We start from the raw sequence: 24,927 nt of genomic DNA, 5'->3' as shown, positions 1-24,927 counted from the left end.
AAGAACGGTTGCTTATAGCGAAAACGGCATTGATAAATAGCGTTTTAGCAATCATGATGCCATGAATATTGGGTGGCATAAGAGCGCGGTTTATCTGGAAACTAGTGTATTCAAGGGTAGCGGCGGAAAGATGGTGTGGCTGAAATTGGCCAATTATTGTGGCTGAAATTGGCCATGTTGGATATTAAACTGGCGTTTGGGGGATTACGGCTGGATACCGAGTTTGCCCATCTTGTAACGAAGCGTTCCTCGGGGTATTTTCAGCAGCTCTGCAGTCTTCAGGACATTGCCGCCGCATTTGTCCAGCGCTGCCCTGATGATTTCCAGCTCGAACGCCTCTACGGCCCCTTCAAGGCCCAGCGTTTCGACATCGGGGAGTTCGGCCCGGGCTGACCGGGTGGGGGCGCCTGAGATCTCCGGCGGCAGATGGCTGGCCGTGAGTGTCGGCCCCTGGTTGATGATGCAGATCTTTTCGATGACGTTTTTCAGCTCGCGGATGTTCCCGGGCCAGTTGTAACCCGACAGCAGCGCCTTTGCCTCTCCGGATATCTCATGGAAGCCGCGCGAGAACGCCCGGCTGTATTTGTCGAGGTAAAAGGCGGCGAGCACCGGGATATCCTCCCGCCGTTCGCGCAGTGGCGGGATCCGGATCGGGAAGACATTCAGCCGGTAGAAGAGGTCTTCCCGGAACTGGCCGGATTTGATCGCATCTCCGAGGTTCCGGTTGGTCGCCGATATCACCCGGACATCGACGTCAATATTCCGCGTACCGCCGACCCGGCGGATCTGGCGGCTCTCCAGCACCCGCAGCAGCTTGGCCTGCATGGCCGGGTCCATCTCGCCGATCTCGTCCAGGAAGATGGTTCCCTTGTTGGCCGCTTCGAACAGCCCGGTCTTCCGGGCCGAGGCATCGGTAAAAGCCCCTTTTTCATGGCCGAACAGCTCGCTTTCCAGGAGGTTGACCGGGATCGAGGCGCAGTTGATCTCGATGAACGGCGCCTCGCGCCGGTCCGAGAGGTGGTGGATCGACTTGGCGATCAGCTCCTTGCCGGTGCCCGATTCCCCGGTGATCAATACGGTCGCTTCGGCAAAGCGGGCAACTTCGCGGGCCTGGCGGATAATCTCTTTCAGCGAGGAATTTACCCCGACCAGCGGCACTTTTTCAAACAGCTCCAGCGCCCCCTGCCGTATGGCGCGCACCTCACGCTTCAGGCTGGTGGTCTGCAGCGCCAGTTTGACGATGACCCGCAAGGCATCTGCCTTGAACGGCTTTTTCATGTAGTGGAATGCCCCGAGTTTCAGAGAGGCGACCGCACTCTCCACAGAGCCGTAACCGGTGATGACGATTACCAGCAGCTCCGGCTCGATTTTCTTCAGCTCCTTCAGTACGTCAAGACCGTTCTCTTTCCCGAGGTTGAGATCGAGCAGCACCAGGTCCACTTCTTCGGCGGAAACTAGTTCGCTGGCGGTCGTGCCGTCCGCAGCCGCGAGGACCTGGTAGCCGTCTTCCCCCAGAATCCGCTCTACGTTTTCGCGGATGAACGGCTCGTCATCTATTATCAGGATCTTTTCCATTAAGTTTCTCTTTCCAGTAAGCTCCCCATCGGGAGCTCCACGGTAACCACGGTGCCTTCACCACAATTGCTCTCTACTTTGATGCTGCCGTGATGTTCTTCGACAATTCTCTGCACTATTGACAACCCAAGCCCGGTTCCGGCGCTCTTCCGGGTGAAGAATGGCTCGAACAGCCTGGGGATGTCCTCTTCCGGGATGCCGGGACCAGTGTCGGCAACGCTGATATAAGCGCAGTTCGCAGCACAGAATGTGCCAATGGCAATCCTCCCTCCCGGACTGACCGCTTCCAGGGCATTACCTAGGAGGTTGAGCAGCAGTTGTCTGATCTGGTCCGGATCGAAAGGAAATGGCGGGATAGGGTTGCAGGAGGAAACCAGCTCTACTCCTTGTTTTTCGCACGCCTTGCGGAAAAGCACAATCCCTTCCTGCACCGCTGTGTTCAGGTTTGCCAGGACAAAGCAGGCCCTCGGCGGTGAAGAATAGGAGAGCAGGGACGAAATCAGCCGTTCGACCCGTTCCGTTTCCGCAATGGCATGACCGATCATCAACTTGGTATCCGGGTCCAGACCCTGCCGGTCGTGCAGATCGTCGAGAAGGAGGGTTATCCCGGTGAGCGGGTTTCTGATCTCGTGGGCAATACCGGCGGAGATCGTGCCCAGAGACGCCAGCTGGTCCATCCGGGTCATCTCCTCGCGCATCCGCTCTTTTTCGGTTTCGTCGCGCATGGTGACGGTGATGCCTTGTTCGGCGTCACGGCCGATAGGGAAGAATCCGACATCGAAATGCATGGTACTGCCGTTGCGTTCAATGATCAACGGCTCGCGGCCATACGGTTTCTTACCGGCAAGGGCACTGCCGACCCGGTCCGCCATATCCTCCCAGCCAGCGTAGACGGTGCGATACCCCATGCCGACGGCAACGGAGTTTCCCAGAAAATGTCCAGCCGTGGCATTGATCGACGTCAGGACGCCATCGGGCGAAAAGGTGATGATGGCGCTGGTGATACTCTCCAGGATGCTCTCCTGGAAGTTGCGTTCGTCCATGATCTCCAGGCGGGACCGGCGCAGTTCATCCAGGGTCGAGAGCAGGTTGTTTTTGCGGACCTCCAGTTCGTCCGCCATGTGGTTGAAAGATTTCGCCAGCTCGCCGACTTCGTCGGATGATGTGGCAATCACCCTGCTGCCGGTATCCCCTTCGGCAAGCTTCCTGACTCCGTTGGTCAATTCCTGGAGAGGCTTTACTATCCCTCGTGACAGCCGCCAGGCGGCAAAGGCGGACAGGCAGGCAGTGATCAGCAGGATGATGGAGCTCTGGGTACGGTGAGCCTTAAGCTGACTGCTGATCAGCCTACTCCCTTTCCTGATCAGGTCGTTGTACTGGTCGACTTTGAACGCGATGGTTACACCGCCGAAGACGCCGTGGGTGCGATAATCCCCGGTATTGTACAGGATGGGGGCGTAGGCCATGATGTTTTTGGAATCCCTGGTGGCAAGGATTTCCACATACCCGGTTTTGTGCTTCCTGACCTCATCGATGATTTTGGGGAAATTGGGGTTTATGAAGGCAGCGCTGTCCAGTTTGAAGGGGGTGAGCCCGGCCTCGACTTCTGTTGAGGAGGATCGCTCCGTGTATGGCGGGATGCCCCGGCCATCCTTGCCGACTCCCCTGATATACCAGAATCTGGGGTGCGTAACGACCCATCCTTCATCGTCAAAGAGAAAGGCGTAATTGCCGCTCTTGTAACTGGGGAAGACGGTTGAATAGCCGCGCCCCGGATCGATGTGCTGGGTTATCTCCATGAGGTGCCGATGATCGAGCGAGATGACCAGAATGCCGTCAAACCTGCCGTTCTTGTCGTTAAGGGGGGTGCAGAACCGCACTACTCCGCGGTATTGTTCGCCGTTATAGGCATCCTCCGGTTCGGCGGCCCCTTGCAGCTGTTGCTGGCGGGTAACGTGAAACCCGGTGAGATGGGTTACATGGATTCGCCCCGGCTGCAGGGAGCGGGTTTTGAGGAAATAGTCTTCGCCCTTGAACTCTGTTGCCGCCGGATCGGCCACATTGCGCAACTCGTTTTCCGGGACGGTTCTCCCGTCGCGGATGACAATCCGCTCCTGGCCGTGTCTGTCGATCAGTGCTATTGACTGGTACAGAGGGATCAGATCGCGATTTTCCGAAGGAAGATTCGCATCCCGGTCCCGTTCCCAGATATCGCCACGCCTGGTAAGGTAAAAATCGAACAGCGTGAGGCGATCCGGTCTGCTTCGGGCGAGAAAGAGCAGGTCATTTTCACATTTCTGCAGCAGGTCACCAACGGTTTCGGCCACCTGTTTGGCGCGCATCCGGAGCGATTCCGAAGCCTGGACGTCGGATGTGTCGGCGATTTCATCGCTCAATCGGGATGTTATGGATTCCAGTTGCCCGAGAAGAATCAACGAGGACGCAATGAGTGGCGTGAGCGTCAGGAGGAGGGTGATAACAAGAAATTTGGCAAAAAGTGTCTGGCGTGGCATGCCGGCTCCAGCATAAATCGAAGCGATTGTATTTATCTGAGTACAATGATACAGATACACAAATCAAGCATTCATTTGCCGGGGGGCGCGCCTCCCCGGTTGAATCGGAAAGCGGATGGATGATCAATGGGATATCGCAATCTTCAGCAGTGCGTTGCTGATCTTGAGAAAAACGGCCGCTTGATCAGGATTGATGCCGAGGTCGATCCGTATCTTGAGGCAGGGGTTATCCAGCGGCGGGTCTACGAAGCGCAGGGGCCGGCGCTCCTCTTTACCAATGTCACCGGGAGCCGCTTCCCGCTGCTCGGCAACCTGTTCGGAACGCTGGAGCGGGCGCGCTGGATCTTCCGCGACTCCCTGAGAACCATCGAGGCGCTGGTGGCATTGAAGATCAACCCGGCCGAGGCGCTGAAAAACCCGGCTTCCCTGATCAGGGCAGTGCCGGGGGCGCTTCATCTGCTGCCGCGAGCGACCGCGAGCGCACCGATCCTCGCCAACCGGACCACCATAGACCAGCTCCCCAAGGTGATCTCCTGGCCCGACGATGGCGGGCCGTTCGTCACCCTGCCGCAGGTCTATTCCGAAAGTCCGTCAAGGCCGGGTATCAGGAGTTCCAACCTCGGTATGTACCGGGTGCAGCTCTCCGGCAACAGCTATCGCCTGAACAAGGAGGTGGGGCTGCATTACCAGATCCATCGCGGTCTGGGGGTGCATCATAGCGAGGCGCTGGAGCTGGGCAAGCCGCTCAAGGTCAACATCTTGGTCGGCGGCGCCCCGTCCATGACGGTGGCGGCGGTAATGCCACTACCGGAAGGGATGCCGGAGCTTGCCTTTGCCGGTCTCCTCGGCGGCCACCGGCTCCCGCTGGCCTGCCAAGCCGGGGAACTGCCGATCCCGGCCGAGGCCGATTTCTGCATCTCCGGGACGCTTGATCTAGAAAAAACTTTACCTGAAGGCCCGTTCGGCGACCATCTCGGCTATTATTCCCTGGCCCACGCATTCCCGGTGCTGAAGGTCGAAAAGGTCTGGCATCGTGACGGCGCCATCTGGCCGTTCACCACTGTCGGCCGGCCGCCGCAGGAGGATACCACCTTCGGCGCCTTCATCCACGAACTGACCGGAGAGCTGATCCCGACCGTGCTCCCCGGCGTCAAGGGGGTTCATGCCGTTGATGCCGCCGGGGTGCACCCGCTGCTGCTGGCGATCGGTTCCGAGCGCTACGTCCCCTATGCTGCCGAGCGGGAGCCGCAGGAGCTGCTGACCATTGCCAACGCCATCCTGGGGCAGGGGCAGTTGTCGCTTGCCAAGTACCTGTTCATCGCAGCACATGAGGACAATCCGCCGGATATCCACCATATCGGCGAGTTTCTAGGCTTCATGCTGGAGCGGGTGGACTGGCGCCGCGACCTGCATTTCCAGACCAGGACCACCATCGACACCCTCGATTACTCCGGGGAAGGGCTGAACATGGGATCAAAGGTGGTCATTGCCGCAGCAGGGGGGAAGAGGAGGGAGTTGCAGAGAGAGCTGCCGTCTGATCTGACCCTGGGGGACGGTTTCAACAGTCAGCGTATCTGCCTGCCGGGGATCATGGCGGTCCAGGGGCCGGCCTGCACCGATTACACTCCCGGCAACGACCAGGCGATAATGCGCCTCTGCGAGTCGCTCGGCCGCAATGCCCGGATTGACGGCCTGCCACTGGTGCTGGTGGTGGATGACAGCGATTTTGTCGGCCGCACGCTGAACAACATGCTCTGGGTGACCTTTACCCGGTCCAATCCGGCCACTGACATCTACGGCGTCGGCGCCTTTCAGAACTGCAAGCACTGGGGGTGTACCGGACCGCTGGTGATCGACGCCCGGATCAAGCCGCATCATGCCCCACCGCTGATCGGTGATCCGGAGGTGGAGAAAAAGGTCGATGCCCTCGGGGCCATAGGAGGGCCGCTGCACGGGATTATATAGCAGACGGGAAAACAAAATTTTCAGCGAAGGAAAATCTGCGGGGCCGGAGACATCGGCCCCGCAGATTTATGTAACTGACGTCACTTGATAATGATGTTGCTGACCGTAACGCTTCCTGCTGTTACGGTCAGGTTGCCGCTGACAACGGTATAGTAGTCCTGCGGGGTAAAAGAACAGTTGTATCCCCCCCTGAGCAGGACTTTTACGCCTCGGTTGAAATCGAGGTCCCCGGAATAGCTGAATGCCTGCATCTGGATAACGGCATTGTCCGGGGCATACGAATAGAGAGTCGGAAAAGAGTTGTAATAGCCGGAAACCCGGTCGGATGCCATCGGTCCGTACGAGCAGGATAGGGGCAATATCTCAACGGGGAGGTAGGGCGTAATCCTGGAGCCTCCGGCATCGGTGAGTTCAAAGCCGACATTGTGAGAAGGGGCGGGAGCCTGCAGCGTTCCCGTGATCTGGCCCGAGTCCATGTTCAGGCTCAGTCCGGCCGGGAGCGCGCCGGAGCTTACTTTCCAGGTGTACGGCGGTCTTCCACCTGTCGCTCCCAGCGTCATAGTGAACGACGATCCCACAGTCCCCGATATGGAAGCGTATAACGGCGTCAGCGAAAAACCGCTCAGTTCGTAATTGCGGGTTGTTTTTCTGCCTTCAAGGTCTGTGACCTCTATTGTCAACTGGTGGTTTCCGGTCGCGGTCAGATTTCCGGAGATCTCCCCGGATACCGGATTCAATGCGATTCCCGACGGAAGTGCCCCGGATGATAGCCGCCAGTTGTAAGGGGGCGCTCCGCCTTCGGCCTGCAGTTGCGTGTAGATGTAAACGGATGGGAACTGCGTCAGGTCAGCTGCCGGAAGTGAGGTCGTGGCAATGGCAACCGGTTGCCGGATCGTGAGAGAAAACCCTGCAGCCCGGCTGCGGCCGGCCTGGTCCGTTACCTGAACCGAGAACGCATAATCACCGGCTGAGCCCGGTATCCCCTGAATCCTGCCGGATACGGGATCCAGGTCGATCCCGGCCGGAAGCGCTCCATTCGTTATCCCCCAACTAAAGGGCGTAGCAAGGCCTGACGCCTTGAGGTCGAAGGCGTATGTCACACCGGTGGTGCCGGTCGGCAGGGTTGTCCCGGACAGCAGCAGGTCATCGACGACCAGGGTGATAACCTTTGCCACATTATTCCCCTCTGCGTCCAGGGCGCTCACGGTAAGCGTCGTTGAGCCGCTTTCCTGCGGAGTCCCGGTAATCATCCCGGATGATGGTTCCAGGGAGAGTCCGGCCGGGAGTGCGCCGTTGCTGATGGCCCAGGTGTAGGGGAGCGTCCCGCCGGAGGTCTTGAGCCGGTAGCCGGTCTCAATCCCGCGGGGGAGCTCTATGGCGGTTTCGTCTATGGCGAGCGGGTCAAAGATCGACAGCGTGCTGTTGCCGCCTGAGGTCCTATCGACCAGATACATTCTACCTTCGCCGTTGATGGCGGTCCTCCTCTGGTAGCTGTTCGAAACCGGATAGCTCTTGCTGCGCAGGGGCGAGCCGTCGGAAGAATAAAAGAAGAACTTGCCGCTGTTGCCGCTGATGTAGAGATCCCCCTTGTTATCGATACCGATCCCCTGGGCCTTTTCCGTGAGCGGTCCGCTCCTTGCCCAGAGAAGCTTTCCTGACGGGTCGTATTTGACGACGATAAACTGGTAGGCCGCGGTGTAATTGCCCGAGAAGTAACTGGTAAACGATGAATAGCTGTTGCCGGAGCTGTCGAGAACCGGGCCGTAGGTCTCGAAAATCGATGAGCCGTTAGAGAAGGAACGGCTCCATAATAGATTCCCGTCCGGGTCGTACTTGGCGGTCGTATATTCATACGATCCGCTCTTGCCGGAGATGACGGCGTTACCGGACTGTTCCACGGCGATCCCCGAAACCGATAGCTGGTTGGTAGCGGTGGCCAGGGTTTTTGACCAGATGACTGTGCCGCCCGCGTCGGTCTTTGTGGTCAGGAAGGCGCCTCTGCCGGGATTCCCGTCACACTGGATCTCGCCGCCGATCAGTATGTTGCCTGCGCCGTCGGTGGCAGCCTGAAGAATCTTTCTCGTTTGCGAAGTGCCGCTGCAGTAACCGTTCTCCGGGGAGAAGGTCCTGGTCCAGGCTATGGCGCCGGTGGGGAGATATTTCTTCAGAATGGTGCTGTAGTAGCTCATCCCAACGCCCAACAGCGATCCGTCAGGTGTAGCCGACATCCCCCCTGATTCGAGGGACGCATAGCACGTACTCTTGGTTTCCCAAATACCGTTTCCGTCGTTGTCGTACGCCAATGTCGTTAATTTTAAATTGCCGGGCATATAACAGCCGCTTGTGGTGCCGTTAAGGATGACCATCGTACCGGTCAGGTCGGGTATTAACCCGCTAACCCCCCCTGCCAGCTGCGTGAACGAGCGCCCGATTTCGATGAAGTACTCTCTGTCGGAGACGAGCGACTGGCTGTCGGTCGCCCTGATGGTAAAGAGTGTTCTCCCTGTTTGGGTCGGAACACCCGCTATCACTCCGGTGGCGCTGTCAAGCGTCAACCCCTCCGGGAGCCCCCCGGTAGTGATACTCCACGTCAGTGGCGCACTCCCCCCGGAAGCGGTCAGCTGCTGGGAATATGCCGTGTTGAGGAATCCTGCGGCAAGATCAGCGCTGGCCAGGGTCATCGCCTTGATGTCAATGGTGAAGTTTTGGGTTATGGTCGCACCCGCGGCATCGGTCAGGGTGACGGTTACCGCGTAAGAACCCGCTGTGGTTGGCGTGCCGTAGAGCGCCCCGGTTGTTGGGTAGAACGAGACGCCGGGCGGCAGCGATGCGGGATCCAGCGACCAGCTGTATGGTGGGGCGCCGCCACTGGCGGTAAGCACATTGGTATAGTTGCGGCCCACGGTGCCGGTGGATTGCTGCGGCGCTTCGATCCTGAGTGAATCGTAGATTGTCAGCGTGAAAGATTTTTGGGTAATGAACCCCTGGAAATCCCGGACGGTCACGGTAAGCGGCCATGCGCCGTAAACCAGCGGAGTTCCGGTGATGGTGCCGTTCTGCGGGTCAAGGGCAAGACCGGTCGGGAGATCTGCTTCGGGAACCGACCATGTCAACGGCTCTGTCCCGTTGCTTGCTGTGAGGGACTGACTGTATGGCTGGCCAATGGTTCCGTTTGCCAGTGATGGTGTGCTGATGCCGAAGACGTTGACCTGATGACTCTTCGACAGGTGGTAGCCGTCCTGATCGGTCACTCTGACGGTAAACGGGAAACTTCCGTACATCGACGGGGTGCCGGAGATGGCGCCGGTATTGACATCAAGGGTCAGGCCGGTCGGCAGACTGCCGGATTCAACCTCCCATCGATAGGGGACGGCCCCGCCGCTAACGGTCATTGTCTGGCTGTAGGGTGTTCCGACAACCCCGGTCGACAGTGATTGGGGAGATATCCCCATGACGGTAATATGCAATGCCTTGCTCGCAACTGCGGCCCCGGCTTCGGTGACACCGATGCTGAACTCGAAGCTGCCCGGATTTTCGGGGGTGCCGCGCAGTTCCCCGGTATTCTGATCGAGCGACAATCCCGGCGGCAGGGCGCCGCCGGTTATTGTCCAGCTGTAGGGAGCGGCGCCGCCGCTGGTGGCAAGGACCTTGGCATAGGGGAGGCCAACCTCGCCGACAGGGAGGAGTTCCGGTTCGCTGATGAAAAATCTGTCTGCGGTGTAATGGAGCAACAGGTAATCATAATTAAGCAGATCAGTGGCCGACGCGGAATATCCGGCCAGGTAGATATTCTCGCCCGAACGGTCTACTGCGATACCGTAAGCGCTGTCCACCCGGTAATCGAAATATTTGGATCCGAGCAGGGTGCCGTCGGTGTCATACACCAGGAAGAATGCGTTGTAATTGTTTACCGGGGTGCCGCTGATCAGGCCGGCATTGGATCTACCGGCTACATACACCCTGCCGTTGCCGTCAACTGCCACACTGCGGCAGTAATCCCCTCCCTGGTAATCCTTTTGCCAGACCAGGTTGCCCGCGGAATCATATTTGATGGTGAGGCAATAGGTCTTGCCCGAACTGCCGCCCGATTCGCCGGTTACATAGACGTTGCCGCTGTCGTCCACGGCCACCCGGTATGCGTAGTCGTCCCGGCCGTTATTGAAGCCCTTGCTCCATAATGTCCCGCCGGTTGCCGAATCGTACTTGATGGTAAGGAAGTCGTAGGTGCCGCCGCTGTTGGTGAAACCGGTGCCATAAGCGGCTCCGGTGCCATCGGTCGCCATTCCCATGAGCTTTTCGGTGCTGTTGCTGCCAAAAGGCCTTGACCAGAGCTGATTCCCGGCATTGTCGTATTTCAGGGCCACTCCGTCGTACGAATTACCCGATTCCAGCATGCCGGACACAAAAATATCTCCGCTACTGTTGAGTGCAATGCCTGAGCCATGCGGATCCATCCAGGTATGGCCGTTATCGGTCTCTCTGCTCCAGACCTCGCTCCCGTTGGTCGTGTATTTTTTCGTCATGATGTAATAATTGTCACCGACCGGGGAGAATAAGGAATGGTAGCCGGTAATGTAGGCGTTGCCGCTCCGGTCCACGGCAATGCCGATCCCCTGGCTGTTGCCAAGGCTTCGGGACCAGAGAGGGTCACCGCTCCGGTCGAATTTATCGACCCCCAGTGAGCCGTCACGGTAACCGGCAACATAAATATGCCCGAAACGGTCGATTGCGACATCGTTTGCAAAGTCGAACCCGCCGCTGCTGAAGTACACCTTTGACCAGTCAAGAGAATAGTCGTGCAACGCGATGAAGAGAAATACGGTCTTGGTCTTGCTGGCGCCGAACGATTCCGTAGCCTGCACGGTGAACGAGAACTCACCGTTGCTGGTAGGGGTGCCGGATATGACGCCGGTAGCGCTGTCCAGGGAGAGACCGGCCGGAAGCGTTCCGGACGTGATGGCCCAGGTATAGGGGGCGAGTCCGCCGACCGCCGCAAGGGTGAAGGTGTACGGCTTGTTCTTGATGCCGGGGGTGAGGGTGTTGCTGGTGATGCTGAACTCGGGAACCACGATCACCTTTGAGGCAGTGGGTGAGGAGAAGGTCAGTTTCTCCGGAGTGGAGGCGGCCGGGGTCCAGGTCAGGGTGAAAATCCCGTCATTGGCCGCCTTGTCCTCCCCTTGACCGTCATCAAGCATGGGGAAGGTCTGGTTGCCCGAGGTCGTCATGGTCACCGACTCACTGGGCACGCCGCAGGCACTGCTCAGGACCGAGATGATGACCGGGGTCCCGGCGGTGAGGGAAGTCGGGAATTTCAGGGGAGTGATGCTCGACACTCCCGAACAGCTCAGGGCGTTGTAGGCATTGATCCTTTTGCCGGTGACCGTTCCGCCGGTCAGCCCTTCCTTTTCGTCACCGGAAGAAAGGATCAGGTTTCTGATCTCGATCCAGCTCCTGTCAGGGTCTGCCGCCTTCAGCAGGGCAGCGAGACCGGTAACATGCGGGGTTGCCATGGAGGTCCCGGAGTTTGAGGCATACCCACCGGGCACGGTGCTGAGGATATTGTCTCCCGGCGCCGCCACATGAACCGATTGCCGGCCGTAGTTCGAGAACCAGGCCAAACGGTCGTTATGGTCCGTTGCGGCCACGGAAATGATATTCGGCAACTGGTAGTTGGCCGGATAAGCCTCGTTGACATCATTGTTCTGCGAATCGTTCCCTGCCGCGGCGATCTGCAGAATATCGCGCTGGGCGTTCATGGCATCATAGAGCGCCTGGGAGTAGCAGCTCCCCGACCAGCCGCCGCCGCTGCATCCCCAGCTGTGGTTCACGGCAACGATATTGACCCCGTTGTCCTTCAAATCCTTGATGTAATCGAGGCATTCGATCGCGCCGTCGGTGTACCCCCCGCCGTCCGAGCCGAGGAATTTGCACGACAGGATCTTCACGTTCCAGTTGATGCCGGCCACGCCGGTAGCGTTGTTGCCGATCGCCCCGATGGTGCCGGCCACATGGGTGCCGTGCCCCTCGTCATCCGCCGGATTGCTGTCATGGTTGATGGTGTCGATGCCGTAGACATCGTCGATATAGCCGTTGTTGTCGTCGTCGATGCCGTTGCCCGGCAGTTCCAGAGGATTCCGCCAGACGTTTGCCGACAGGTCGCCATGGTTGTAGTCGATGCCGGTGTCGACCGTGGCCACGACCACGGTCGAGTCGCCGGTGGAAACATCCCATGCTGCCGAGACATTGATGTCAGCCCCGCTCGTACCGCCGGTCTGGCCGGTATTCCGCAATCCCCAGGTCTCGTTGAAGCGCGGGTCGTTGGGCAGTGAGAGGGAGTGTACCCGGTAATTCGGCTCGGCATACTCGACATCCGCGTCTTCTTTGTAGCGCTTCATCGCATCGGTAACGTTCTCCCCTTTGGGAATCCGGATCTTGTGGATCCGCAGCTTCTTGAACTCCTTCAGCTTTTCGCCGCCGTGCCGGCTATGCACAGATTGCTGGCCGCTTTTGCTCAGCCCCGGTTTGAACTTGACGATCAGCTCGTCTTCCTTGAACTCGGGCTGCCGGCCTTTTCTCTTGTTGACAATATGTTCCGGATCGTCCGGGTGCAGCACTATTGCCGGGTTGCGCCATCTGTTCCCGGATTCGGTTGCGCCTCCGGCAAACACGGTGCTCGACAGGAAAAGGAGAGAGCCGAAGAGGATTAAAATTCGTGACAGGTATCGCATAATGTAGTCAGTCTCCTTAACCTGGTTAATTTGAAAGCATTTTCTAACATTATTAGGAGCGAATGTAAATCCGTTAATCAATAAATGTGGCATGTTTGGGTCGAATTAATTTGCACAAGGAGGAAAGAGATTCCGTACTCCCGGAAAAATAACTTACCGGTACGAAATCCGGCCGTTTTAATGGTATATTGTTCTTACGCAGCTGCTATTCAACAGGCCATGGGAGGGGAATATGATCAAGACGCTCCTGGACGGCAATAAGCGGTTTGTCACCGAGACCTTCGAGCGGGATAAGGAGCACTATACGGTGCTCGCCAAGGAGCAGAAGCCGACGGTGCTCTGGATCGGCTGTTCCGACTCGCGGGTGCCGGTCAATACCATTACCCAGACCGGCGCCGGAGAGGTCTTTGTCCACCGCAACGTCGGCAACATCGTCGCCACCAACGACTGGAACCTGTCGGCAGTGCTGGAGTTCTCGATCAACCATCTCTATATCCCGGATATTGTAGTCTGCGGCCATTACGGCTGCGGCGGCATCAATGCCCTTGACGACGAAGGGGCGGAGGATAAATATATCCCGATCTGGCTGATCAACGCCTACAAGGCCAAGGAGCGGGTGGACGAGAAGCTGCGGGCGCTCCATATCGATATCGAGCCGGAGAAACGGATGCAGCTGATCGTGGAAGAGAATGTCCGGCTGCAGCTGGAGCATCTCCAGGAGTATCCGTTCATCCGGAAGTCGTTGCGGGAGCAGAAGGTCAATATCCATGGCTGGGTCTATGACATGCATACCGGCGAGATCAAGATCATTCAGAAAAACGCCGTTGCCTGCAGGGATTGAGGCGGATTCGCCTTCGAGCGGATAGCTGCGTCGGCAGTAGGCTTTCTTTCCTAGCCTGAAATCGAATTTAATATGAAGTGGGGAAACGCATCAGTGACCGATTCTGTATCATCCAAATCCAATTACATCACACCGGAAGGGGTTAAACGTTTACGCGACGAACTGGACCATCTCTGGAAGGTCGAGCGCCCCGTAACCACGCAGCGGGTGTCGGACGCTGCTGCCGAGGGTGACCGATCGGAGAATGCCGAGTATATCTACGGCAAGAAGCGGCTGCGCGAGATCGACAGCCGGATCCGGTTCCTGACCAAGCGTCTCGATCTGCTGAAGGTGGTCGATACGGTGCCGTCGGATCAGGAGCGGGTCTACTTCGGCGCCTGGGTGACCGTGGAGAACAACGACGGTGAAGAGGCCACCTACCGCGTCGTCGGCCCGGACGAGTTCGACCCGGCCCGGAACTTCATCAGCATCGACTCGCCGGTGGCCAGGGCGCTGATGGGGAAACGGATCAACGACGACGTCACGGTGCACCGGCCGGCAGGGGTGACTACCCTGACGATTACCGAGGTGAGTTATCGGCCCCCGCCGGCTTACGAATAGTAACCCACTGGGGGACCGTTCTGCGATGTTTCACAAGAAAGGGGATTTGCTCCCATGATTAGCCGGATTTTTATTCTGCTGACTCTGCTAGTGCTGCCGGCCGGTTGCGCTACGGTGCCGATCACCGGGCGTTCGCAGCTGAACCTGATCCCGGCATCGACCATGATGTCGATGAGCGCCCAGGAGTACGGAACCTTCATCAAGGGGAACAAGCCTAGCGCCAACAAGGAGCAGGTGCAGATGGTGAAGCGGGTGGGGGCGCGGATTCAGGGGGCGGTGGAGCGGTATTTCGCAGAGCGCGGCATGGCCGGGAAGCTGGCCGATTACCGCTGGGAGTTTAACCTGGTCGAGGATAATCAGGTCAACGCCTGGTGCATGCCCGGTGGCAAGGTGGTGGTCTATACCGGCATGCTCCCGGTGTCACAGAATGAGGATGGCCTGGCGGTGGTGATGGGGCACGAGATCGCCCATGCCATTGCCGAGCACGGCAACGAGCGGATGAGCCAGGGGATGCTGGCCCAGCTCGGAGGAGTCGCCCTGGCAGAGGCGCTTGCCTCGAAACCGGCTGCCACCAAGCAGCTCTGGATGACCGCCTTCGGTGCAGGGGCCCAGTACGGGGCGATTCTGCCGTTCAGCCGCTTGCAGGAGAATGAGGCCGACCACCTGGGACTGGTGTTCATGGCCATGGCCGGGTATGACCCGAATCAGGCAACTGCATTCTGGCAGCGGATGGCCTCTCAGAAGGGGGGCAAGTCGCAGCCGGAATTCTTCAGCACCCACCCGGCGGACGCCACCAGGATCGAGAACATCAGGCGTTTGATCCCTGAGGTTAACCGGCAATACCCCAGGTAACCCGCGGCGCGGCAGCTGAACGCTCCCCTCGTTCACTCCGGTTGCGCTTCAGCTGCCGTTCTTTGTAAGCATTGATCTGCTACTTCCTTCCGCCGGCCATCTGCGCGCTCTCCGGCCTCCTGCGGAGCAGCCACATGAACAGCGGCCCCATCAGTCCCCCCAGGCCGCAGGTGGCAAAGCCGATCCCCCATTCGCCGCCGATGCCGTGAAACGGCTCCCACCCCTTGAACAGATCCAGCGCCCAGCCGAAGACCGTTGGCGAGATCATTCCCATGGAATACCCCACCAGAGACTGCATCCCCATGGCCGCTCCCAGGTAGGCCGGAGCAACCAGCTCGGTCAGGCCGGTGGAAAAGACCGGCGATTCCGCAACCACCAGGTAGCCGTAGGCGATGCCGACTACCAGGATCAGCAGCGGGTTGGCGTCGAACAGCCAGCCGAAGCTGAAGGAGAGCAGGCCGCTCGCCGTCATCACCACGGTAATGGTTTTGGTTCGGCCCCATTGGTCGGAGAGGGTGCCGGTGATGGCCGTGGCAAAGGCCCCCACCCCGACGATCACCGCTGCAGCCGCAGCGCCGAGCCCGGTGGCCTTGTCCGGCGAAGTGCCGTGGGCAATGAGCGATGCCGCAAGGAACGGGGCCACCCAGGTGCGCATGCCGTACATCTCCCACATGTGGCAGCCGTAGCCGAGGATCATCAGCAGGGCAGGGCGGTTCTGCACCACTTCAGTGCGGAAGCCTCCTGATTCCCCGCTGAAGATCTGCGGGACATAGCCGTCAAACACCTTCTTGGCGATCAGCAGGCCGATCAGGACCCCGGCGGAACAGGCGACAAAGGCGATGCGCCAGCCGACAAACGAGGCCACGGCGCCGGTCAGCGCCAGGGAGAGGGAGGCGCCGAGCACCAGGGCGCCGACGTAAATCCCGACCGCCTTGCCGCGCCTGGCCGGCGAAAACCGCTCCGCCACCAGCTTGAGCCCCGGCATGTAGGTTCCTCCCATGCCGATGCCGGTGAGCGCCCGCAGTATCATGGCCGACAGGTAGTCGTGGGCGAACAGTGCGAACAGCAGGTTGGCGATCCCGGACCAGAGGGCGGCAGTTAGGAAGATGTAGCGGGTGTTAATCCGGTCGGTGAGGGCGCTGAGAAGGACGCCGGAGAGGATGTAGCCGAACTGGTAGACCGAGAAGATCGACCCGGCCATGGTGTTGTTCATCCCCCATTCCGATTTCAGCAGGGGGAGCACTGCCGAATAGTTGATGAACACCAGCATGATGAAGACCTGCGCGGTACAGAGCCGCAGCAGCCAGCGGGAGTCATGGCTCATTCTTTTCGGGGTGGTGTCAGGCGCTGGCAACAGCTCCTCGGTTTTCTCTGACAAGTTCGGCACTGTCGCTGAAGGTGCGGCCGGCAAAGTAACCCTGCCAACGCTCGGCAATGGCCAGGGGGGGCTCATCGGGCCTGTTGGCATGATCTTGCAGGATCAGGCGCGCTTCGACCTGAAGGGAGAGGTTGTGGCGTTTGGCGCGGGCCTTCAGGTTCCGGATGGTTTCTTGGTCAAGGTTGCGGATGATAAGTGTGGACATGTTGCGCCTCCTTGCATCTGGCGCATTATGCTATCACCGTTTGGCTGGCTGCGCAATCGTGCGTCACAGATCTTGAAGCATAAAACGGCTTTAATGCAGAGTGTTTATATGGTATTGAAATGTTAAAATCGCAATAGCTATTTTTTAATGATCACAGGCTAAATGTTCCATTTGGGGGGATGACCGGTTCACGCGCACGCGCGCGTGAACCGGTCAATAACATGTTGAGCGAGTAAAAAGAACGAATGAAAATAATACAGAAAAATAAGCTGATATTATCGGGGACTCCAATACTGAAGGTTCCTTCACGATTCCGACCACTACCTCTCTGGCAGAAAGCCATTGTTTTCCTCGTCACTTATTCAGCAGGATTCTTGTTTGCCGGAAACGCGGTCCTTTTGACGAAAGTTCCGTGGTGGGTTCGCGTGCTAGGCCTATGTCTTGGGGCTATTTTTGCCGGGTTAGGTCACCTCATAGTTTTTCAAGCAAACGCAAGAAAGAACGGCATGATTGTCACAGACGTCGGGGTTTCCATCGGACCTCTACGTTGCGCCCTATGGAGTGAAATAACTGCATGGAATTTCTCCACATTTTCTGGTCTGAAACAAGTTACTTTTACCCACGCCGGAGAAGGAGTTTCTCTGCACCTTTTCACTGGCGAACTAAAAATATCACAGGGGCCTTTTGCGGGTAGTCGCGGCGGAACTGCCTTTGCTGAGGAAGGATACTTTTTCGACGAGACTCAACAGGTTACCTTGCAGAGGGTTTTCGCTGAGCACAATATTCCGAAGTGGTAAGGACGCCCAACAAGGAGGCGGCAGCAGTCTCCGCTGACGCTCCGCTGCTGCGCCCCCACGCCGTTATACAGAAAGAATAGAAAGAACAGAAATGGCACCTTATCACCAGAACGGGTTTCTCGGTAACGACATCAAAGTGTGGATCGCCAATAATAGTCGAGAATATGAAAGCCTTTTCAAACTAGCTGAAAAGCTAAACTTCGACTGCTATGCAATGCTAGAAAGTGCAAGGCCACATAACAAGGATAAGCGAGAACTGCTTGTTTCGTGTCTGTTCCCTCGTGTAATGGAACTATTCCAGGCGACATACTTGCTTGTAACTCGAGGAATGATCCCAGCGTCGAACGTAATGTTGAGGTCACTCATTGAGACGATGTTTGTACTTGTTGCCATTGCCAAGGATAACGAAGCTCTTGATGCGTATATTCTTAATGATGAGAGGGAAAGGCTTATAGCGGCCAATAAAATAATTAACGACACTAGCTCTACTTTTTCTGAAATTCCGCTGGAGGAAGTCATCAGAGTAAAGTCTGAAATAGAGAAAAAACTCGATGGCAAGAAACTTCCAAAGCTTACAACTGAATATTTTTCAAAGAAGGCTGGACTTCATGATTGGTATTTAACGGTATATGCTGTGACCAGTAAATCGGTTCATGCAGCAATTAAAGATTTGGAGCAATATCTTGATATAGGTCCAGATGAAAAAGTTAAATCCATAAAATTCACTCCATCTGCCAATGGAACGATAGGCATACTTTCGACGGCATGCAATGCCCTCGGCATGGCGCTAGAAACGTTTCTTGCCACACTGAATTTAGACACAGACATAACCAGGGAACACGCGGACAGTCTGAGACCATTCTTGGAGTTGGCACTGTCGGAGAAGGATTGATGTATAACAAGGCGGCGGCACACAGGCGCTGACGCGCTGTTGCGTCCCCACGCCGTTGAGCCAAGAAAGGCGAAGATTACAGCAATGGAGAATGTCCCTATGCCCGATGATCCGGCAGAACTTTTTGACCAGTTGTACCCCGAAAACAACGAAATGTTGTACAAGCTGGCTCTGGGGCTCACCGGGAATAGCCACGACGCTGAAGAGGTAACCCAGGAAACATTTCTCCGGGCATTTCGTTCCTTCCGTGATTTTCGAGGGGAATGTGCATTTTCCACCTGGATTTATCGCATTGCCATGAACGTTGCCAATGATTACCTGAGGCAGCGATCCAAGTTTCCTGTTCCTGCGCTTACTGAAGATCTTGGTTATGCGCTCGAAGAAATCCTAGACCCGAATCCTGCCAACAATCCTGAAACCGAACTGCTCGCCAATCAGATCAGAACCAAGTGCCTGCACAGCTTGACGGAATGCTTACCTCTCGAACAGCGCAAGGTGTTTTGTTTGGCAATTACCCTGGGTTTACCCCACAAGCTCGTCGCTGAAATCCTCGAATGCTCGGTCAGTTCGGTAAAAACCGCCCTTCATCGGGCAAAGGCACGATGGTTTGGCTACATGGAGGACCGGTGTCAGCTGATTAACAAGTCCGGCACCTGCTCGTGCAAGCAGTGGGTTCGCTTCGGACTGTCGCAAGGGTGGCTTGCCCCGCAGGCAGCAGTCGCTTTGCCTCCTCCGAATACCATGCAGGCCAGGGAAGAAATTAGCCAACTGAAGGCACTGCGCACCCTCTACCAGAGCACCTGCCAGGAAGCTGCCGACCAAGCGTATGCGCAGAGGCTTAGGAACGGGATAAGAGATAAGGAATGGGCAATTTTTTCCTGATTCCTTTGTAACCTTTTGCCTCCGGTGACGTCTAACCGACATAAACCAGCTTAAGGAGGCAGAGGAGATGACAACAAAAGACACACAATGGGGAGATAAACAGGGCGACAATTTCAGGCCGTTCACGGTGCAGGCCAATGGTCGTACGGTTAACGGCCTCGAAGCAGGGGAAGGGCCGCTGGTCATAGCCCTACATGGCTTTCCCGACCAGCCGATCACCTTCCGCCACCAGATTCAGTTGCTGGCGGAAAACGGCTGTCGGGTGGTCGCCCCCTGTCTGCGCGGCTATTCCGAGTCAGACGCACCGTCCGACGGCCCTTTTGAGGTCGCCATCCTGATTCAGGATCTGCTGGCGCTGATCGATCAGCTGTCGGATCAACCGGTCACCCTCTTAGGCCATGATTGGGGCGCCGCAGTGGTGCGTGGCGCGGCGATCATGGCGCCGGAAAAAGTCGCGAAGATTGTGTGTATGTCGGTGCCGACTGCTGGGAATTTCGGACGGCGTTGTTAACCAATCCGACCCAGCAGAGGCGCTCCTGGTACATGTATTTTTTCCAGTTGCCGCTCGCCGAGATGGCCGTAGCTCACAATGATTTTGAATTCATTGAGCAGTTATGGCAGGAGTGGTCGCCGGGCTGGCGCTGCCCGAAAGCGGTCATGGCTGAAATAAAGGTTGCGTTCCGAAATCCTTCCGTGCTACGGGCGGCTTTAGGGTATTATCGTTCCCAGTTCAACCCCGCTCTCCAGGAGCCGGATCTGGCCGATATTCGGAAGCGTTTGAGCGATCCCATTCCAGTTCCGGCAATGAACCTGCATGGTGCTAATGATGGCTGTATTGGCGCGGAAACTGTTGCAGGGATGGAAAGCGCCTTTCTCAAACATTTTGAAAATCATATCATCCCTTCTGCAGGTCATTTCCTACATCAGGAGCAACCGGACATTGTTAATCGCCTGATCATCGGTTTTTTGAACAAACAACTGAGCTGACGGCGTCGCTCAACCATCGGGTACTGCTGTTTCCGCTACGCTTTCACAGCAGACCCTCAGTCCCGTTAATGGTCATCTTATGTAAGTTTTCCTTTAGTCGATTTTATTGTTAAAGTTTTGTGCTACGATTTTGAAACCTATTTGCATTTTGACTTAACAATGTAACATCGAACCAGGATCTGACCCAGGAGGGCTTATTATGTTACGGTTATTGGCTATTCTGATTTCGTTCATTGTTACGGTTTCGGCACATGCGGAGGAATGGAAACTCAAAGACAGCGGAGTCGGCCTTATTGTTGAAGGTGAGAACTATGACAAGGAACTTAGGATCGTCGAACGCAATGACGTGTGGGATGCCAAGGCACTTTATGAAAACGGCGCCCAGGCGGGCAAATATCGGGGCAACCAGCTCTTTGCCGCCTGGATACAGGGGCCGCATACCAAGGAGTACCTGAACAGCTATGGCACGCCGGTCTGGATGTACAAATACAAGATCACTTACCCGGACGGCAAGACCTTCGAAGCCGGTCCAAGCGGATTTTATACTCCAGGATTTGCCTATTTTGGCATCAAAACCGGTGGCTACACGACCGGCAGTTGGAAAATAGACTGGTACATACAGCACCGGGATACCAAAGAAACTCGCCTTGTAGCGACCAACGAATTCAAGACCACGTTCGGCCATCAGCCTGAGGCGGCCACTTTTGGCTGGAAGGCACAGGACATCGGCGTTGGGCTTATTGTCGAAGACGAAAACTACGACAAACAATTGAAAATCGTCGAACGGGGCAACATATGGGATGCCAAGGCGCTGTACGATAACGGCGCCCAGGCGGGCAAATATCGGGGCAACCAGCTTTTTGCCGCCTGGATACAGGGGCCGCATACCAAGGAGTACCTGAACAGCTACGGCACGCCGGTCTGGATGTACAAATACAAGATCACCTATCCGGACGGCAAGACCTTCGAAGCCGGTCCGCATGGCTTTTACACCCCCGGGTTTGCCTATTTCGGCATCAAGACCGGTGGCTACACGACCGGCAGCTGGAAGATTGACTGGTACATACAGCACCGGGACACCAAAGTGACTCACCAGGTAGGGTCAAGCGAATTCAGAACCACCTTCGGCAAATAAGCCGGCAATCGGCAAGCAGGATTAGGCGTTGGCAACATACTATGGAGGATGCTACCTAAGGCAAATGGAATCGCATAGTTCGAGATTGTTCAGGGCAAAAATACATTTCATGTTTGGACGCGCTTGACCGATAAGAAGCATTGATAATTGTCAATTCACCAATTGGATGAACGATTATGATACGTAATCCGCATAACGGCGCTGATTTCCCCATCCCGGGCGGCAACGAGCCGGCGCCCTCATCACCCGGCGCGAAGTCACTCCTGGCCGGGGTAAAGGCATTTACCCTGATCGAACTCATCGTGGTTGTTGCCATCCTGTCAGCCCTTGCGATGATGGCTCTACCGGCAGGATTCAATTATATCGATAAAGTCAAGAAGGCCCGTTGTATCGGCGATCTGCAGACAATTAGCAATGAGATCCAGTCGTTTTACATCGATAAGAACCGTTATCCTGATTCACTGGCGGAGATCAACCGCGACACTTTTAACGATCCCTGGGGCGTGCCGTATCAGTATACGAACATCAATGGCGGCGGAGATCCTCTGCTCGGGTCCATCGACCAGCTGAACCCGGGAAACGATTATGACCTTTACAGCAAAGGCCCTGACCGGCAGACCAACACCCCGGACTACATCATCGATTCGTGCGAGGATGACATAGTCAGGGCTTCAGACGGCAGTTTCTTCGGTTACAGGGGCGATTTCTAGAATATAGCTTTGGCAAAGGTATAAGTTATGACCTGTTCATGTCCAAAATGCAACGCAGCCATTGAGTTTGATCATGCGGGAATTCCGGATGAAGGGGCCAGTATCAACTGTTCCGCCTGCAATGCGCGTTTGAAGATAGTCAAGGAATCATATGCCCGGGTTGCCTATGGCCGGCTGACGGAAAAGAGTTGCTCGGTGTGCGGAACTGCGCTGGGAGCAGGAATAAGTTGCCCCAAATGCGGAATCCTCTACCCGGATTTTTTCTACGCTGCCGACCCGGCAGTCCTCAAGAGAAAGGCGCGTGAGCAAAAACGCCAGCATATGCTGGCACTCTTCAAAGGGGTGGAGTTTTCTCTGCCGAGTTTCAAAAGCGGGGCGCAAAAACATGCATATACCCATGTCGCGAAACCGGAAGCCAAGAAAACTTCGCCAACTCCGGCAGGGGGCAGCTCGAACAGGATGCCGATGCTGGTCGTCTGTTTGATTGTCGTCCTGGCCGTTTCCGGTGGAGGGTACGCTTTTTATGCCAAAAAGAAGGCGGAACGGATGTATGTCGACACCTACTTCAAGGCCCTTTACGGGATCAAGACCGGAGCCGATCTGAGTATCAAGGTTCAATCAAGGATTGCCAACGACTGGAAAGCGGCCCAGGACGACGGGCGCTCTTTTTCGCCCCTTCCCGCAACCGGAGAGATCACCAGGCTCAACAAGGTCCGGTCCGAAGTTGATAAGATCGTCAACAACCAGCTTGTCAAACCGCCCGGGAAATTTGCCGCTTCACGCGAAACCCTGGCAAAGCTGAATGAGCAGTACGCCAGAATGCAGACCCTGGCACTTTCGCCGCCTAACTCGCTCTCTTCGATGACCGATGCTACGGAAAAAGCAGCTGCGGATTTCGCAAAAACCGCCAAAGCACTCAAGTCGACCCTGCCGGGCGAGATGGCGGAAGAGCTGGAAAAGGCAAAGGTGAAATATAAGAATCTGCGCGAGTTCTAATCGCTGCAGCGGATTATCGCTGCTTATCCCACCTCTTCATATTCCCGGGCGCGGAATGATGCCCCGAGCGATTCGGCGAGTTTCCTGACCGCTTCGATGTCGATCCCCGGCAGAGTAACGGCAGTGGCCACAACCTCGGGTATGAACCGGCTCGCTTCGCGAAGAAAGTCACAGATCCCAGCAAACCCGGCGGTTCCGAAAGGAGTGTTGGAGAGTACGGCATAAATGCCGGCATCGCTGGCGTTGAGGCTGACCGAAATGCTGTCCACAACCCCCTGCAGCTCCGGCAGGATATTTCTGCCATGGACCAGGTTTGCCTGGCCGTCCGTGTTGACCCGCACCTTCACCCCGTGCCGTTTCAGCTCCGCTGCCACCTTCTTCACCAGATCGAGGCGGATGAGCGACTCGCCGAATCCGCAGAAGACCACCTCATCGTAGGGAGTGGGATCGCCAATGGCTGCCAGCACCTCTGCGCTGTCAGGCTCATGTTCGAGCTTGAGCAGGTGACCCTTGACCAGGAAGTCGTCGAACTTCGGGCAGAAGGTGCACCGGTTGGAGCAGCGGTTGGTGATGTTGAGGTAGAGCGAGTTCCTGATCCGGTAAGCGATCTTGTCCTGCTGGTCCGGCTGCGCAATCCGGAACAGCCGGCGGGTGTTTAGAGTGGTGATCCTGCCGACATCTTCAACGGTAAGCCCTTTAAGTTCCGCCACCTTTTCCGCAGTGGCCCGCACATAGGCGGGCTCGTTCCGTTTGCCGCGGTACGGGACCGGTGAGAGGTAGGGGCAGTCGGTCTCGATCAGCAGGTGTTCGGTCTTGATGCTGCGGACTACCTCGCGCAGCTGTTCGTTGCTAGGGTAGGTGACGGTGCCCGGGATCGAGAGGTAGAACCCCATGGCCACACACTCTCTGGCCATCTGCAGATCTCCGGAGAAGCAGTGCAGCACCCCGCCGACCTCCGGGGCCTCTTCCTCACTCAGTATCGCCATGACCCGGTCGTGGGCGTCACGGTCATGGACGATCACCGGCAGCTCCAGTTCGCGGGCCAGCCGGATCTGCCTGCGAAAGACCTCTTCCTGCAGGTGGCGTGGCGAGCGGTCGCGGTAGAAGTCGAGCCCGATCTCGCCGATGGCGACGACCTTTGGATTCCCGGCTGCCAGCCGGCGGAGCTCATCATAGGTATCCTCCGTGACACCGGCAGCATCATGGGGGTGGATTCCGACCGCTGCGTAAAGGTTCGCATACCGGGCCGCTAGCTCTGCTGCTGCACGGCTCGACTCCAGGTCGGCGCCGACCACTACGATTTCTACGACGCCCGCTTCTGCGGCGCGCGCCAGCATTGCCGAAAAATCGGCCTCAAAGTCTTCGCCGTAGATATGGGCGTGACTGTCGATTAAAATAGGTTGGTTCATTTTTATTCCGGGTAAAACGGTTTTCCGAGAGGTTTACTGCTCCAGCAGGATATGTAGATGTTCCGGGAGAAACGGCTTGGCAATGGCTCCTCTGAAGCCGTGCCCTGCCGGATCGTCCATTGCCGGGTCGAACGGATTGCCGCAGGATACATAGGCGGCTACGTCCGGGTCGATTTCCTTCAGCAGCCTGACCGCTTCCTCGCCTCCCATGCCGCCCGGCACGTTGAGGTCGAGTATTACCGCATGGTAGCGGGTTCCGGCATGCAGCCCGGACCGGTACATATCGACCGCTTCCTGGCCGTTTTCGGCAAAATCAACGTTAAAGCCGATACGTTTGAGCATGATAGCCGCGATGAACCGGACATCTTCATCGTCGTCCATAACCAGAACGGTTGGCTGATCAGTCGTGTTCTCCATTGTTCTATCCACTCCGGTTGCCGCGCTGTTCATCTCCGGCAGTAT

Annotated in this window: 19 protein-coding genes; 12 read left to right on the top strand and 7 right to left on the bottom strand. The window is 57.0% G+C overall.

Going from position 1 to position 24,927, the window contains the following annotated elements:
* Positions 1–204: 204 nt before the first annotated feature.
* Together OR1_RS00325 and OR1_RS00320 are read right to left on the bottom strand one after the other, a co-directional pair.
* The gene (locus tag OR1_RS00325) at positions 205–1,575 is read right to left on the bottom strand and encodes a sigma-54 dependent transcriptional regulator (RefSeq protein ID WP_041969259.1); all 1,371 of its coding nucleotides are present in this window, start codon (positions 1,573–1,575) and stop codon (positions 205–207) included.
* Positions 1,575–4,088, bottom strand: coding sequence for a PAS domain-containing sensor histidine kinase (locus OR1_RS00320; RefSeq protein ID WP_041969258.1), 2,514 nt, complete (start codon positions 4,086–4,088; stop codon positions 1,575–1,577). The genes OR1_RS00325 and OR1_RS00320 overlap by 1 nt, the downstream gene beginning before the upstream one ends.
* 126 nt (positions 4,089–4,214) lie before the next feature.
* Here OR1_RS00320 and OR1_RS00315 point away from each other — a divergent pair, with 126 nt between their 5' ends.
* A complete protein-coding gene (locus tag OR1_RS00315; RefSeq protein WP_041969257.1) occupies positions 4,215–6,053 on the top strand; it encodes a UbiD family decarboxylase in 1,839 nt (612 codons plus the stop codon).
* Positions 6,054–6,133: 80 nt separating this feature from the next.
* On the opposite strand, the gene OR1_RS00310 is transcribed toward OR1_RS00315, so the two are convergent.
* Positions 6,134–12,781 carry a putative Ig domain-containing protein gene (locus tag OR1_RS00310; RefSeq protein WP_041969256.1) on the bottom strand — a complete coding sequence of 2,216 codons (6,648 nt, stop codon included), beginning with the start codon at positions 12,779–12,781 and terminating at the stop codon, positions 6,134–6,136.
* Between the two features lie 232 nt (positions 12,782–13,013).
* Here OR1_RS00310 and OR1_RS00305 point away from each other — a divergent pair, with 232 nt between their 5' ends.
* From OR1_RS00305 to OR1_RS00295, 3 genes are all read left to right on the top strand, one after another.
* A complete protein-coding gene (locus tag OR1_RS00305; protein ID WP_041969255.1) occupies positions 13,014–13,622 on the top strand; it encodes a carbonic anhydrase in 609 nt (202 codons plus the stop codon).
* A 93-nt stretch (positions 13,623–13,715) separates the two neighbouring features.
* On the top strand, positions 13,716–14,222 hold the full coding sequence (greB, locus tag OR1_RS00300; protein ID WP_237754179.1) for a transcription elongation factor GreB: 507 nt from the start codon (positions 13,716–13,718) through the stop codon (positions 14,220–14,222).
* Positions 14,223–14,276: 54 nt separating this feature from the next.
* Positions 14,277–15,074, top strand: coding sequence for a M48 family metallopeptidase (locus tag OR1_RS00295; RefSeq protein ID WP_041969251.1), 798 nt, complete (start codon positions 14,277–14,279; stop codon positions 15,072–15,074).
* A 79-nt stretch (positions 15,075–15,153) separates the two neighbouring features.
* Here OR1_RS00295 and OR1_RS00290 read toward each other — a convergent pair whose 3' ends face one another.
* Together OR1_RS00290 and OR1_RS00285 are read right to left on the bottom strand one after the other, a co-directional pair.
* A complete protein-coding gene (locus OR1_RS00290) occupies positions 15,154–16,428 on the bottom strand; it encodes an MFS transporter (RefSeq protein WP_237754178.1) in 1,275 nt (424 codons plus the stop codon).
* Positions 16,415–16,657: a hypothetical protein gene (locus tag OR1_RS00285; protein ID WP_041969247.1), complete on the bottom strand. Its 243-nt coding sequence runs from the start codon at positions 16,655–16,657 to the stop codon at positions 16,415–16,417. The genes OR1_RS00290 and OR1_RS00285 overlap by 14 nt, the downstream gene beginning before the upstream one ends.
* A gap of 245 nt (positions 16,658–16,902) precedes the next feature.
* On the opposite strand from OR1_RS00285, the gene OR1_RS00280 reads away from it, so the two are divergent.
* From OR1_RS00280 to OR1_RS00250, 8 genes are all read left to right on the top strand, one after another.
* Entirely contained in the window at positions 16,903–17,454 is a 552-nt protein-coding gene (locus OR1_RS00280; protein WP_041969246.1) for a hypothetical protein, read from the top strand.
* Between the two features lie 91 nt (positions 17,455–17,545).
* Entirely contained in the window at positions 17,546–18,346 is an 801-nt protein-coding gene (locus OR1_RS00275) for a DUF5677 domain-containing protein (RefSeq protein WP_041969244.1), read from the top strand.
* A 99-nt stretch (positions 18,347–18,445) separates the two neighbouring features.
* Positions 18,446–19,228, top strand: coding sequence for an RNA polymerase sigma factor (locus OR1_RS00270; protein ID WP_041969242.1), 783 nt, complete (start codon positions 18,446–18,448; stop codon positions 19,226–19,228).
* A gap of 67 nt (positions 19,229–19,295) precedes the next feature.
* On the top strand, positions 19,296–19,739 hold the full coding sequence (locus OR1_RS22630) for an alpha/beta fold hydrolase (RefSeq protein WP_237754177.1): 444 nt from the start codon (positions 19,296–19,298) through the stop codon (positions 19,737–19,739).
* A gap of 32 nt (positions 19,740–19,771) precedes the next feature.
* Positions 19,772–20,215: an alpha/beta fold hydrolase gene (locus tag OR1_RS22625; protein ID WP_237754176.1), complete on the top strand. Its 444-nt coding sequence runs from the start codon at positions 19,772–19,774 to the stop codon at positions 20,213–20,215.
* 199 nt (positions 20,216–20,414) lie between these two features.
* Complete coding sequence (locus tag OR1_RS00260) at positions 20,415–21,350, top strand: hypothetical protein (RefSeq protein WP_041969241.1); 936 nt, start codon at positions 20,415–20,417, stop codon at positions 21,348–21,350.
* A 176-nt stretch (positions 21,351–21,526) separates the two neighbouring features.
* The gene (locus OR1_RS00255; RefSeq protein ID WP_052440163.1) at positions 21,527–22,060 is read left to right on the top strand and encodes a type II secretion system protein; all 534 of its coding nucleotides are present in this window, start codon (positions 21,527–21,529) and stop codon (positions 22,058–22,060) included.
* A gap of 27 nt (positions 22,061–22,087) precedes the next feature.
* Positions 22,088–23,056, top strand: coding sequence for a hypothetical protein (locus OR1_RS00250; protein WP_041969239.1), 969 nt, complete (start codon positions 22,088–22,090; stop codon positions 23,054–23,056).
* A gap of 23 nt (positions 23,057–23,079) precedes the next feature.
* Here the strand turns inward: OR1_RS00250 and OR1_RS00245 are convergent, their stop codons facing one another.
* Together OR1_RS00245 and OR1_RS00240 are read right to left on the bottom strand one after the other, a co-directional pair.
* Entirely contained in the window at positions 23,080–24,465 is a 1,386-nt protein-coding gene (locus tag OR1_RS00245; protein WP_041969237.1) for a TatD family hydrolase, read from the bottom strand.
* A gap of 33 nt (positions 24,466–24,498) precedes the next feature.
* Entirely contained in the window at positions 24,499–24,882 is a 384-nt protein-coding gene (locus OR1_RS00240; protein ID WP_041969235.1) for a response regulator, read from the bottom strand.
* Between the last annotated feature and the right edge of the window lie 45 nt (positions 24,883–24,927).

Origin of the sequence: Geobacter sp. OR-1, assembly GCF_000813145.1 — a bacterium.
Taxonomy (GTDB): domain Bacteria; phylum Desulfobacterota; class Desulfuromonadia; order Geobacterales; family DSM-12255; genus Geoanaerobacter.
Note: the sequence above shows the minus strand (reverse complement) of the source record. Positions and strands in the feature narration are given on the sequence as shown.